Annotated in this window: 10 protein-coding genes; 9 read left to right on the forward strand and 1 reads right to left on the reverse strand. The window is 72.9% G+C overall.

Translation table 11 applies throughout. The features are described 5' to 3' along the window. Nucleotides 1–131 precede the first annotated feature (131 nt). Nucleotides 132–599, forward strand: a complete 468-nt coding sequence (locus D0Y53_RS04675; RefSeq protein ID WP_117202032.1) for an aminoacyl-tRNA deacylase — start codon at nt 132–134, stop codon at nt 597–599. Nucleotides 600–775: 176 nt separating this feature from the next. On the opposite strand, the gene D0Y53_RS04680 is transcribed toward D0Y53_RS04675, so the two are convergent. Continuing rightward, the gene (locus tag D0Y53_RS04680; RefSeq protein ID WP_117202033.1) at nt 776–1,708 is read right to left on the reverse strand and encodes a carbohydrate kinase family protein; all 933 of its coding nucleotides are present in this window, start codon (nt 1,706–1,708) and stop codon (nt 776–778) included. A gap of 332 nt (nt 1,709–2,040) precedes the next feature. On the opposite strand from D0Y53_RS04680, the gene D0Y53_RS04685 reads away from it, so the two are divergent. From D0Y53_RS04685 to D0Y53_RS04720, 8 genes are all read left to right on the forward strand, one after another. After that, entirely contained in the window at nt 2,041–3,087 is a 1,047-nt protein-coding gene (locus tag D0Y53_RS04685; RefSeq protein WP_117202034.1) for a rod shape-determining protein, read from the forward strand. A 381-nt stretch (nt 3,088–3,468) separates the two neighbouring features. After that, on the forward strand, nt 3,469–4,434 hold the full coding sequence (gene mreC / locus D0Y53_RS04690) for a rod shape-determining protein MreC (protein WP_117202035.1): 966 nt from the start codon (nt 3,469–3,471) through the stop codon (nt 4,432–4,434). After that, nucleotides 4,431–4,910, forward strand: coding sequence for a rod shape-determining protein MreD (gene mreD / locus D0Y53_RS04695; protein ID WP_117202036.1), 480 nt, complete (start codon nt 4,431–4,433; stop codon nt 4,908–4,910). The genes mreC and mreD overlap by 4 nt, the downstream gene beginning before the upstream one ends. Before the next feature lie 3 nt (nt 4,911–4,913). Continuing rightward, nucleotides 4,914–6,866, forward strand: coding sequence for a penicillin-binding protein 2 (mrdA, locus tag D0Y53_RS04700; protein ID WP_117202037.1), 1,953 nt, complete (start codon nt 4,914–4,916; stop codon nt 6,864–6,866). Continuing rightward, nucleotides 6,863–7,975, forward strand: a complete 1,113-nt coding sequence (gene rodA, locus D0Y53_RS04705) for a rod shape-determining protein RodA (RefSeq protein ID WP_117202038.1) — start codon at nt 6,863–6,865, stop codon at nt 7,973–7,975. Before mrdA ends, rodA begins: the two co-directional genes overlap by 4 nt. Nucleotides 7,976–8,102: 127 nt before the next feature. After that, nucleotides 8,103–9,284: a lytic murein transglycosylase B gene (gene mltB, locus D0Y53_RS04710; protein WP_117202039.1), complete on the forward strand. Its 1,182-nt coding sequence runs from the start codon at nt 8,103–8,105 to the stop codon at nt 9,282–9,284. After that, on the forward strand, nt 9,281–10,669 hold the full coding sequence (locus tag D0Y53_RS04715; protein ID WP_117202040.1) for a septal ring lytic transglycosylase RlpA family protein: 1,389 nt from the start codon (nt 9,281–9,283) through the stop codon (nt 10,667–10,669). The genes mltB and D0Y53_RS04715 overlap by 4 nt, the downstream gene beginning before the upstream one ends. An 89-nt stretch (nt 10,670–10,758) precedes the next feature. After that, a complete protein-coding gene (locus D0Y53_RS04720; RefSeq protein ID WP_117202041.1) occupies nt 10,759–11,964 on the forward strand; it encodes a D-alanyl-D-alanine carboxypeptidase family protein in 1,206 nt (401 codons plus the stop codon). Nucleotides 11,965–12,224 lie beyond the last annotated feature (260 nt).

Raw genomic sequence — 12,224 nt, forward strand, 5'->3', positions numbered from 1 at the left:
CGCGCGGAGTACCTTCGGGGCGGGCACGGCGAACGTACCGATGCCCGGCGGCGCGGCGCAGGACGCACGCGCCCGGCCCTGCCAGCGCTGCCGCCGCGGAAGGAGCGGAGGGGGCGCCAACGGAGGCGACCATGCTCTCCCCACGCCTGCACCAGTTCCTCGACCAGGGCCACGCGCCCTACAGCACGCTGCGCCACGAGCGCACCCTGACCGCGCAGGAGACCGCCAACGCCGCGCACATCGGCAACCGCCATTTCGCCAAGACCGTGATGCTCAAGGTCGACGGCGAGATGGCGATGATGGTGATGCCGGCGGCCTACCGCATCGACCTGACGCGGCTGTCGCGCGCGCTCGGCGGCCGCGAGGTCGAGCTGGCGCAGGAAGACGAGTTCAGGGACGCGTTCCCGGATTGCGAGATCGGCGCGATGCCGCCGTTCGGGCATCTTTACGGCATCCCGGTGTATGTCGACGAGCGCCTGGTCGGGCAGCCGGAGATCGCGTTCAACGCCGGCACCCATACCGATCTGGTGCGCATGCCCTACAGCGAGTTCGAGCGCCTGGCGCAGCCCGAACTGCTGTGGCTGGCGCACGTGATGTGAGGCGGGCGGCGGCAGGGCGGCGGCGCGGGTGAGCACGGGCGCGGGCGCGCCGTGAACGCGCTCACGCCCGGCGGTCCCGCAGCCGACCCCTTGCGACTTGCGTCGCTCCTGCATCGCGGGATGCGGTCCGCCGGATGCGGTCGGCGGGCGGCGAGGGGCGGGCGGCGACGGCCGCGCTACAGCGCGTAGCCGAACTGCTGCCGGAACTGCTCGGCGAACTCGGCGTAGTCGAAGCGCTGGTTCTGGGTGCCCGGGTGCTCGACCTTGAGCGCGCCCATCAGGTTGCCGATGCGGCCGATGGTCGGCCAGTCGCAGCCTTTCTGGATACCGAAGATCAGCCCGGCGCGGAACGCGTCGCCGCAGCCGGTGGGGTCGGTGATGCGGCGTTCGTGCGCCGGCGCCACCTCGATGACCTTGCCGCCGGCGTGGATCACCGCGCCGTGCGGGCCGCGGGTGGCGATGTAGGCCTCGACCTTGCCGGCGATGGTCTTCTCGTCCCAGCCGGTGCGCTCCTGCAGCAGGTTGGACTCATAGTCGTTGACGGTGACGTAGTCGGCCTGCTCGATGAAGGCGCGCAGTTCGGCGCCGTTGAACAGCGGCATCGCCTGGCCCGGGTCGAAGATGAACGGGATCCCGGCCTCGGCGAACTCGCGCGCGTTCTGCAGCATGCCCTCGTAGCCGTCCGGGCTGACGATGCCGATGCTGATCCCGGGCACGTCGCGGACGTGGTTCTCGTAGCTGCGCATCATCGCGCCGGGGTGGAAGGCGGTGATCTGGTTGTTGTCGTGGTCGGTGGTGATGAAGGCCTGCGGGGTGAACAGCTCCGGGATCTCCTTGACCCGCGACAGGTCGATGCCCAGCTCGGTGAAGTACTCGCGGTAGGGGCCGAAGTCCTGGCCGACGGTCGCCATCGGCACCGGCTCGCCACCCAGCAGCTTCAGGTTGTAGGCGATGTTGCCGGCGCAGCCGCCGAACTCGCGACGCATGCGCGGCACCAGGAACGAGACGTTGAGGATGTGCACCTTGTCCGGGAGGATGTGGTTCTTGAACTGGTCCGGGAACACCATGATGGTGTCGTAGGCCAGGGAACCGCAGATCAGCGCAGACATGGACGAGCCTCGTGGGCGCCGGCGGGCCGGCGGGGCGGCGGGAAGGGGAATCCGGACGGGTCCGGCGGCGGGCCGGGGTCGCCGCGTGCGGCGAGCGGCTAGGGTAGCGGCTCGCCGGTGGCGAGGCCAGCCGCGGGCGCGGCCCGCAAACGCGACGCGCGGCGCAAACCGCGGCGGAAATCCCGCGATTTTCCGGTTGCCCGGGGTAGGGGGCGTTGCTAGGCTAGCCCATCCCCTGCGGTTCGCATGCGGACCCGGTCCCCCGGCCGGATGGCCCCTGTCCGACCCGGCCCGCTTCCCCAGTTCCCGCCCCTGACGGACGCCCTTCCCCGATGTTCAAGAAGTTCCGCGGCATGTTCTCCAACGACCTGTCGATCGATCTCGGCACGGCCAACACCCTCATCTACGTCCGCGGCCAGGGGATCGTGCTCAACGAGCCCTCGGTGGTGGCGATCCGCCAGGACCGCCTGTCCGGCAACTCGCGCTCGGTCGCCGCGGTCGGCACCGAGGCCAAGCAGATGCTCGGCCGCACTCCCGGCCACATCAGCACCATCCGGCCGATGAAGGACGGCGTCATCGCCGACTTCACCTACACCGAGGAGATGCTCAAGTACTTCATCCGCAAGGTGCACAAGTCGCGGATGCTGCGGCCGAGCCCGCGGGTGCTGGTGTGCGTGCCGGCCGGCAGCACCCAGGTCGAGCGCCGCGCGATCAAGGAATCGGCGGAAGAAGCCGGCGCCCGCGAGGTGTTCCTGATCGAGGAGCCGATGGCCGCGGCGATCGGCGCCGGCATGCCGGTGACCGAGGCGCGCGGCTCGATGGTGGTGGACATCGGCGGCGGCACCACCGAGGTCGCGGTGATCGCGCTCAACGGCATCGTCTACTCGCAGTCGGTGCGGATCGGCGGCGACCGCTTCGATGAGGCGATCATCGCCTTCGTCCGCCGCACCTACGGCATGCTGATCGGCGACGCCACCGCCGAGCGGATCAAGCTGGAGATCGGCTGCGCCTACCCGCAGCAGCACGTGCGCGAAATCGAGATCTCCGGCCGCCACCTGGCCGAGGGCGTGCCGAAGATGATCACGATCAACTCCAACGAGGTGCTGGAGGCGCTGCGCGAGCCGCTGGCCGGGATCGTGGCCGCGATCCGCCAGGCGCTGGAGCAGACCCCGCCGGAGCTGTGCGCCGACGTCGCCGAGCGCGGCATCGTGCTCACCGGCGGCGGCGCCATGCTGCGCGACCTGGACCGCCTGATCAGCGAGGAGACCGGCCTGCACGTGCAGGTGGCCGACGACCCGCTGACCTGCGTCGCCCGCGGCGGCGGCCGCGCGCTGGAGCTGGTGGACATGCACGGCAACGAGTTCTTCGCCCCGGAATAACCGTATTCGGGGATCGGCCATCCAGGGCCGGCCCCGAAGCGACGGGCAAAAGTGCGACTTTTGTCCGCCGCCGCCAGCGGCAAGGAGCCGCTGGTGTTGGTCCCTCCATGGACCATGTCTTCGGACGCATCCATGCGCCGCAAGCGGTCTGCGACCGCTGGCGTTGGCCCGTCGCCGGGCCGGATGCGGGGCTGCGCTCCTGTTGCGTGACGACGCGGCTACAAAACGCGCGCGTCTTCGGACACAATCGATGCATCGATCCTCGGCGGGGCGCGGTTCGCGCACGCCGCGCGTCGCGGGCGGCACGGAGCCGCTGCATCGCCCGGCGCTGCCGGGACGCCGTTCCATCCCGCCACCGACCGCCTGCCGAATCCCGCGAACGTGCCCGCCTATGCCGGTTCCCCTGCTGCCCGTTCCGGCGATGTCGCCGGTACGCTGCGGCTGCTGGCGTACCTGGCGCTCGCGGTCGCGCTGATCGTGCTCGACCACCGCGGCGGCTGGCTGGCGCAGATCCGCGCCCGCGGCGAGCTGGCGGTGCAGCCGCTGTGGTGGCTCGCCGGCCTGCCCGGGCGGGTGGGCGACAACATCCGCGACAGCGCCGCCACCCGCTCGCGCCTGGTACGCGAGAACCGCATGCTGCGCAACGCGCTGCTGATCGGCAGCGCGCGGCTGGCGCGGCTGCAGACCGCGGCGGCCGAGAACGCGCGCCTGCGCGGCCTGCTGGGCGCGGCCGAGCGCGGCGGCCTGGACGTGCAGCTGGCGCCGATCCTGGACATCGACCTGGACCCCACCCGGCAGCGGCTGGTGCTCGATGCCGGCAGCCGCGACGGCGTCCACGCCGGGCAGAGCGTGATCGACGCCGGCGGCCTGCTCGGCCAGATCATCGCGGTGCAGCCGGGCACGGCGACGGTGCTGCTGCTGACCGATCCCGACCATGCGGTGCCGGTGGTGGTGGCGCGCAGCGGCGTGCGCCTGGTGGCGTACGGCAAGGGCCGCAGCGACCAGCTGGAGCTGGCCAACATTCCCCTGTCCAGCGACGTGCGGGTCGGCGACGCGGTCGTCACTTCGGGACTGGGCGGGCGCTTCCCGGCCGGTTTCCCGGTCGGCACGCTGACCGCGCTGCGCCCCGACGACAGCCGCGCCTTCCTGGTCGGCGACCTCGACCCGGCCGCGCAGCTGGATCGCGGCCGCGACGTGCTGCTGCTCAAGAGCCGGGGCTCGGCCGCGGGACTGCGGGAGGCGCCGCCGCCGGCGCGGCCGGCGCAATCGTCGCAGGCGCGGGCGCCGACCGCCGCCGCCCGCGCCCCGGAGTCCGCACCCGCTGCCGCGGCGGAGCGCACCCCATGAGCCGCGGCCAGCGCCCGTGGCTGCTGCCGCTGAGCCTGCTGGTGGCGCTGCTGCTGGGGCTGCTGCCGCTGCCGGCGTGGCTGCAGCCGTTGCGGCCGTACTGGCTGGCGCTGGCGCTGGTGTACTGGCTGCTGCAGGCGCCCACCCGCATCGGCCTGGGGGCCGCCTTCGCCCTGGGCGTGATCGCCGACCTCGCCTTCGGCGGCCTGCTCGGCGAACAGGCGCTGCGGCTGGTGATCGTCGCCTTCATCGTGCAGCGCTTCCGCGCGCAGCTGCGGTTCTTCCCGCTGTCGCAGCAGGCGCTGGCGATCGGCGGCCTGCTGCTCAACGACCGCGTGGTCAGCGCCGCGCTGCACCTGATGCTGGGCGAGCCGCAGCTGCCGTGGAGTTTCTGGTGGGCGCCGCTGCTGGGGATGCTGCTGTGGACGCCGGTGTTCCTGCTGCTGGATACCTTGCGGCTGGGGCGCCGCGGCTGAGCGATGGGTCCGCGCCGCCGCCAGCTCAAGTCCCCGGGCGCCGAGGCGATGCAGTTCCGCGTGCGCGCGGCGATCGGCTTCGCGGTCGTGCTGCTGACGCTGGGCGGACTCGCCGCCTGGTATTTCCGGCTGCAGGTGCTGGAGCACCACGACTATGCGATGCGCTCGGAGGCCAACCGGGTCAAGCCGCGGCCGGTGCTGCCCGGACGCGGGCTGATCCTGGACCGCGAGGGCCGCGTGCTGGCCGACAACGTGCCCGCCTACCGGCTCGACGTCACTCCGCTGGAAGCCGGCCCGCCGCGGGCCTGGCTGCCGGCGCTGCGGCGCATCGTCGCGCTCGACGCCGAGGAGCTGGCGCGGTTCGAGGCCGCGCGCCGCGCCGGCAAGCGCTTCAAACCGATCACGCTGAAGCCGCGGCTGAGCCCGGAAGAGGCCGCGCGCTTCGCGGTCGACCGCTGGCGTTTCCCCGGCGTGGAGCTGGTGCCCTACCTCAACCGCCGCTATCCCCACGGCGCCCTGCTCGCGCACGTGATCGGCTACGTCGGCCGCATCGACGAGCAGGACCTCAAGCAGCCGGACGCGGCCGACAGCGCTTTCACCCATACCGGCAAGGCCGGGATCGAGCGCTATTACGACGCCGCGCTGCGCGGCCGCGTCGGCTACGAGCAGGTCGAGACCAACGTCGAGGGCCGCGCGCTGGGCACCGTCGGCCGGGTGCCGGCGGTGCCGGGGGCCGACCTCAAGCTGTCGATCGACCTGGAGCTGCAGCGCGCCGCGGTCGCGGCGTTCGGCGACTTCGACGGTTCGGCGGTGGCGGTGGATCCGCGCAGCGGCGAGATCCTGGCGATGGTCAGCCTGCCCAGCTACGACCCCAACGCGTTCGTCAACGGCATTTCCCACGACGCCTACCAGGCGCTGATCGACAACCCGTCGCGGCCGCTGTTCAACCGCAACGTGCTCGGTGGCGGCCCGCCGGGCTCCACGGTGAAGCCGTTCCTCGCCCTGGCCGGGCTCGACAGCGGCCTGCGCACGCCGTCGGACCGGGTGCTGTCGACCGGCGAGTTCCACATCCCCGGCCAGCGCCGCGGCTACCGCGACTCGCACGCCGGCGGCCACGGCTGGACCGACCTGCGCAAGTCGATCGCCGCCTCGGTCAACACCTACTACTACAAGCTGGCGCTGGACATGGGCATCGCCCGCTTCGATGCGTGGATGCGCAAGTACGGCTTCGGCGCGCCCACCGGGATCGACCTGGTCGGCGAGAGCGCCGGCATCCTGCCCTCGCCGCAGTGGAAGGCGGCGCACAGCAAGGAGCCGTGGTACGTCGGCGAGACCGTGATCGCCGGCATCGGCCAGGGCTACTGGAAGACGACGGTGCTGCAACTGGCGCGCGCCACCGCGGCGCTGGCCGACGACGGCCAGCTGCGGCGCCTGCACCTGGTGCGGCAGCGCCGCGACGGCTACAACGCGCCGTGGCAGGCGCTGCCCGAACCGCCGCCGCAGCGCGTCAGCGACCAGCCCGGGCACCTGCAGGCGGTGCGCGAGGGCATGATCGCCACCACCGCGCCCGGCGGTACCGCCTACTACGCGATCGGTCGCGATGTGCCCTACCTGATCGCCGGCAAGACCGGCACCGCGCAGAAGGTCAGCCGCAAGGGCAACGTCAGCGCCGATCCGCACGCGCTGCCGCTGCACCTGCGCCACCAGGCCTGGTTCATCGGCTACGCGCCGGCGCAGGCGCCGACGATCGCGGTCGCGGTCATGGTCGAGCACGGCGGGTTCGGCTCCACCACCGCCGCGCCGATCGCGCGCAAGATCCTGGACGCCTGGCTGCTCGGCGCGCCGCCGGCGCCGCCCGCCCGCACCGGCGCCGACGGCGCTCCGCTGGCCGACTTCGGCAACGTGCAGGCGCATGCGAGCAGCACCGCGGCGCCGCGGCCGGCGGCGCGGCCATGAACGCGATCCTGCGCTGGCTGTACGACCTCGCCGCGCGGCTCGCGCGCACCCTCGACTGGCCGCTGTGCGTCGCCCTGGCGGCATTGATGGCGATCGGGCTGGCGGTGCTGTACAGCGCCGGCGGCGAATCGCCGCGGCTGGTGCTGGCGCAGGGCGCGCGCTACGCGGTGGGCTTCGCCGCGCTGTGGGCGCTGTCGCGGGTGCCGCCGCACCGGCTGCGCAACGTCACGCCGGGGGCGTATGCGCTGACCCTGCTGCCGCTGCTGCTGGTGCTGGCGATCGGCACCGGCCGCTCCGGCCGCCACTGGATCGACCTGAAGCTGTTCTATTTCCAGCCGGCGGAACTGCTCAAGCTGACCCTGCCGATGATGCTGGCCTGGTACCTCAACCGCGAGCCGCTGCCGCCGCGGTTCGGGGTGGTGCTCAGCGCGGTCGCGCTGGTCGCGCTGCCGACCGGACTGATCCTGCTGCAGCCGGATTTCGGCACCGCGATGCTGGTCGCGGCCAGCGGTGCGTTCGTGCTGTTCCTGGCCGGGCTGTCGTGGTGGTGGTTCGTGGCAGCGGCCGGCGGCATCGCCGCGGCCGCGCCGGTGGCCTGGTTCTGGCTGCTCAAGCCGTACCAGAAGGACCGCATCCTGACCTTCCTCGACCCCGAGTCCGACCCGCTGGGGGCGGGCTGGAACATCATCCAGTCCAAGATCGCGATCGGCGCCGGCGGCCTCACCGGCAAGGGCTGGGGCCAGGGCTCGCAGTCGCACCTGGACTACCTGCCCGAGCACACCACCGACTTCATCTTCGCGGTGCTGAGCGAGGAGTTCGGCTGGGTCGGGGTGGCGACGGTGCTGGCGTTGTACCTGTTCATCGTCGGCCGCTGCCTGTGGATCGCGGCGTCGGCGCGCGACGGCTATTCGCGGCTGCTCGCCGGCAGCCTGGGGCTGTCGCTGTTCGTGTACGTGATCGTCAACGGCGGCATGATTTCCGGGCTGCTGCCGGTGGTGGGCGTGCCGATGCCGCTGCTCAGTTACGGCGGCACCTCGGCGGTGTCGCTGCTGGCGGGCCTGGGCGTGGTGATGGCGGTCCGCGCGCACAAGCCGATGCACGGCTATTGAACCGGACCGGGTCCGGCGGCGTGTTGATGCGGCGGCCCGGGAGTCGACGCGCGACCGCATTTTCGGCTGCGCGTGCGTGCGCGGCGCCGAGGTTGAGCCTGCCGGAGCGCATGCTACCCTCGCGCCGATGATCCGACGCGCAACGTCCAGACAGTACCGATCGTGGCCGCGGTGGCGCCCGCTGGCGCCGGCACTGGCCTGTGGGCTGCTGGCCAGCGTGGCGCTGGCGGCCTGCGCCACGCACGCCCCGGCGCGGGCCTCGACCGCGGCTGCGCCTGCCGAGGGTCCCCTGCTGCCGCCGATCCCGCAGCCGCCCGAGCGCCCGCTGGCGCCGCCGGCAGTGACCGACCCGGCGCTGCCGCAGGCGCAGCGGATCGAGGCGTTCGTCGATTACGCCGCCGGCCTGTACGGCCTGGACCCGGCCGCGGTCCGCACGCAGCTGGCACAGGCGCGGTTCCAGCAGGGCATCGTCGACGCCATCTCGCGCCCGGCCGAGAAGGTGCGGACGTGGGCGCAGTACCGGCCGATCTTCCTCAACGACGCGCGCATCCAGGGCGGGCGCGCGTTCTACGCCGAACACCGCGCCGCGCTGGACCGGGTCGCCGCGCGCAGCGGGGTGCCGGCCGAGTACATCGTCGCGATCATCGGCGTGGAAACCAGTTACGGCCGCATCACCGGCAAGTACCGCGTGCTCGATGCGCTGTACACGCTGGCCTTCGGCTACGCCCCGCGCGCGCCGTTCTTCGGCGGCGAGCTGGCGCAGCTGTTCGCGCTGGGCAAGGACGAGGGCATCGACGTGGCCGCGCTCACCGGCAGCTACGCCGGCGCCATGGGCTGGGGCCAGTTCATGCCCTCGAGCTGGCGCAACTGGGGCAAGGACGGCGACGGCGACGGCCGCCGCGACCTGATCGGCGACCGCGACGACATCTTCGCCTCGATCGCCAACTATTTCGTGGCCCACGGCTGGCAGCGCGGCGGCGCGGTCGTCGCGCGCGCGGCGCGGGCGCCGGCGGCCGCGGATTTCGTCCCCGACACCCTCGACCCGGTGTATCCGCTGGCGGCGCTGGCGCGGCGCGGCTACACGCCGCAGCCCGGCGAGCCGCGGGTGGCCGCCGACCAGGGCGCGACCCTGCTGGCGCTGGACGGCGCGGCCGGGCGCGAGTACTGGCTCGGCTACCGCAATTTCTACGTGATCACCCGCTACAACCGCTCGCCGATGTACGCGCTGGCGGTGCACCAGCTGGCGCAGGCGATCCGCGCCGGCAGCGAGCCGCCGTCCGGCGACGCGGCGGGAACCCCCGGCGCATGAGTCCCGCGCGCGCCCGCGGGCTGGTCCTGGCGCTCACCGCCGGCGCGCTGGCCGCCTGCAGCAGCGCGCCGCCCAGGTCGGGTCCGGCGTCGACCGGGCAGCGGATCGATCCGGGGTCGGCGTCGCCCGCGACCCCCGCACGGCGCTCGCCCTACGCCCCGGCGCAGGAGGATCCGGGCAAGCGCGGCGATTACGTCGCCGGCGGCCTGTATGCGCCGCACATCCGCGACAGCGCGCCCAGCGGCGGCATCCCCGACATCGACCTGATCCCGGAGCCGGATGTGGTCGCCGAGCCGCGTTCGCGCTACGGCAACCGCTCGCCCTACAGCGTGCTGGGCAAGTCCTACCGCGTGCTCGACAGCGCCCAGGGCTACGCCGAGACCGGGCTGGCGTCCTACTACGGCAACAAGTTCCACGGCCGCCGCACCTCCAACCTGGAGGTGTACGACATGTACGCCTTCAGCGCCGCGCACAAGACCCTGCCGCTGCCCAGCTACGCGCGCGTCACCAATCTGGCCAACGGCAAGTCGGTGGTGGTGCGGGTCAACGACCGCGGTCCGTTCCACGACGGCCGCATCATCGACCTGAGCTATGCCGCGGCGGTGAAACTCGGCGTCGATCGCGCCGGCACCGCGCAGGTCGAAGTCCAGGGCTTGAGCCCGGGCGAGGACGCGCGCCCGCCGGAGCCGGCGATCGCCGCCGCCGCAGCCGCGGCACCGGCTGCCCCGGCGGTCCCGCCGTCGCCCCCGAGCGCGCTGGACCGGCTGGTCGGCGCCTTGCCGATCGCCGCCGCCCAGGCTGGCGAGCGCCCGCCGGCGTCGGCGTCCGCGGCCGCCGCCGGGTCCGCGCAGGCCCGCGAATGGCGCTTCGACATGCGCCAGGACGGCCGCACCATGGGCGCCGACGAGTTCGACGCGTGGATGCGCGCGCGCCGCGCGCGCGTGGCCACCGGCAAGCCGGCCCCGCGCGAAGGCGCAGCCGGGGTCGAAGCACCTGTCCGGCTCGCGGGCCGGGCTGCGGCCGCAGCGCCGATCTCGGGCGCCGGCGCGGCCACCGGCGACGGGCCGGGCGTGTCCGCTGCGGTTGCCGTGGTGCCGCCTGCCGCTGGCGTCGCCGCGACGGCCGCAACGGTCGCGGACGCGCCGCCGGCCAGCGCCGGGCTGATCCTGCAGGTCGCCAGTTTCGCCGCCCACGCCAACGCCGAACGCGCACTGGCGCTGCTCGACGGCGCCGGCATCGCCGGCGCGCGGCTGCTGGACGCCGACGCCAACGGCCGCCGGGTGTGGCGTCTGCGCGTGGGTCCGGTCGATCCGGCGCGGACGCCGGAGCTGGTCGCGCGCATCCAGCGCCTGGGCTTCGGCCAGCCGCAACCCGTGCGCGAGTAGACTCGCGTGTTTCCGGTCCGCGGCTTGCGCCTGCGGACTGCCCCCGTCATCCCGGTCACGGAAGGCCGGCCGTTCCGGAGCCTGTTGTCTTGAAGAAAGTCCCCGCCGCCCTTGCCGCCGCCCTCGTCGCCGTCTTCGGTCTCGCCCTCGCGCAGACGCCCGCGCCGTCCGCGCCGCGGCCGGCCGCGCTCAGCGACGCCCTGCCGATCCCGCCGCCGCCGGCACCCGCCACCGCCGCCGCCTGGATCCTGATGGATGCGGCCAGCGGCCAGGTGCTGGCCGGGGACAACATCCACGCGCGCCGCGAGCCGGCCAGCATCACCAAGGTGCTGACCTCCTACGTGATCGCCGCGGAAATGGCCGCCGGCAAGGTCAAGGCCGACGACCAGGTGATGATGAGCGAGCACGCCTGGCGCACCGGCGGCGCCGGCACCGAGGGCAGCTACAGCGGCTTCCCGGTCAACCAGACCGCGCCGCTGGTGGAGATGGAGAAAGGCATGGTGGTGCAGTCCGGCAACGACGCCGCGATCGCCCTGGCCGAACACGTCGCCGGCAGCGAGCAGGCGTTCGCGGCGCTGATGAACGCCTATGCCCAGCGCATCGGCATGAAGAACTCGCACTTCGTCAATCCGCACGGGCTCTCGGCCGAAGGCCATTACAGCACCGCCTACGACCTGGCCCTGCTCGGGCGCGCGCTGGCCCGCGATTTCCCGGTGGCGTATTCCTACAACAAGATCAAGGAATTCACCGTCGGCCCGATCACCCAGCCCAACCGCAACGTGCTGCTGTGGCGCGACCCGTCGGTGGACGGGATCAAGACCGGGCACACCGCCAACGCCGGCTACTGCCTGATGGCCTCGGCCAAGCGCGGCGACCAGCGCCTGATCTCGGTGGTGCTGGGCGACAGCAGCGAGAACCAGCGCGCGGTCGACAGCCAGGCGCTGCTCAACTGGGGCTTCCGTTTCTACGAAACCCATCAGCTTTACGCCGCCGGCAAGGAAGTGGCGAAACAGAAGGTGTGGAAGGGCAAGGCCGGCGAGGTCCGGCTGGGGGTCGCCGAGCCGTTGCTGGTGAGCCTGCCGCGCGGCAAGTACGCGCAGCTCAAGCCGACCATGGACGTGCCCAAGACCCTGGTCGCGCCGATCGCCAAGGGCCAGCGCATCGGCACGGTGAAGGTGGCGCTGGACGGCAAGGTGATCGCGCAGCGGCCGCTGGTGGCGATCGAGGCGGTCGAGCAGGGCGGTTTCTTCAAGCGCCTGTGGGACGAGTTCTGGATGTGGTGGGACTCGGTGTAGGCACCGCGCCGCCGATGCATGCGAAAAGGCCGGCGCAAGCCGGCTTTTTTGTTCCAGGCTTTGGAGGGAGTCGCCGCCCGGCGGCTGGAGGTGGCTGCGCCTGCTGGCGACGTCCTGTCTCAGTCGGGGCGCGGGCCATACCTGGCTTGACGTCACGTCAGGATCGGCTTCGGAGGGAGTCGCCGCCCGGCGGGCTGGGGGTGCTGCGCCCTCCTGACGACCTCCTGTCTTTAAGTCGGGTCGTGGGCCATCCATGGCCC

This window comes from Cognatiluteimonas weifangensis, from assembly GCF_003416885.1.
Taxonomy (GTDB): domain Bacteria; phylum Pseudomonadota; class Gammaproteobacteria; order Xanthomonadales; family Xanthomonadaceae; genus Cognatiluteimonas; species Cognatiluteimonas weifangensis.

Coding starts and splice junctions, on each gene's coding strand:
- D0Y53_RS04675 (WP_117202032.1), top strand. CDS start 132: ATGCTCTCCCCACGCCTGCACCAGTTCCTCGACCAGGGCCACGCGCCC.
- D0Y53_RS04680 (WP_117202033.1), bottom strand. CDS start 1,708: ATGTCTGCGCTGATCTGCGGTTCCCTGGCCTACGACACCATCATGGTG.
- D0Y53_RS04685 (WP_117202034.1), top strand. CDS start 2,041: ATGTTCAAGAAGTTCCGCGGCATGTTCTCCAACGACCTGTCGATCGAT.
- mreD (WP_117202036.1), top strand. CDS start 4,431: ATGAGCCGCGGCCAGCGCCCGTGGCTGCTGCCGCTGAGCCTGCTGGTG.
- mrdA (WP_117202037.1), top strand. CDS start 4,914: ATGGGTCCGCGCCGCCGCCAGCTCAAGTCCCCGGGCGCCGAGGCGATG.
- rodA (WP_117202038.1), top strand. CDS start 6,863: ATGAACGCGATCCTGCGCTGGCTGTACGACCTCGCCGCGCGGCTCGCG.
- mltB (WP_117202039.1), top strand. CDS start 8,103: ATGATCCGACGCGCAACGTCCAGACAGTACCGATCGTGGCCGCGGTGG.
- D0Y53_RS04715 (WP_117202040.1), top strand. CDS start 9,281: ATGAGTCCCGCGCGCGCCCGCGGGCTGGTCCTGGCGCTCACCGCCGGC.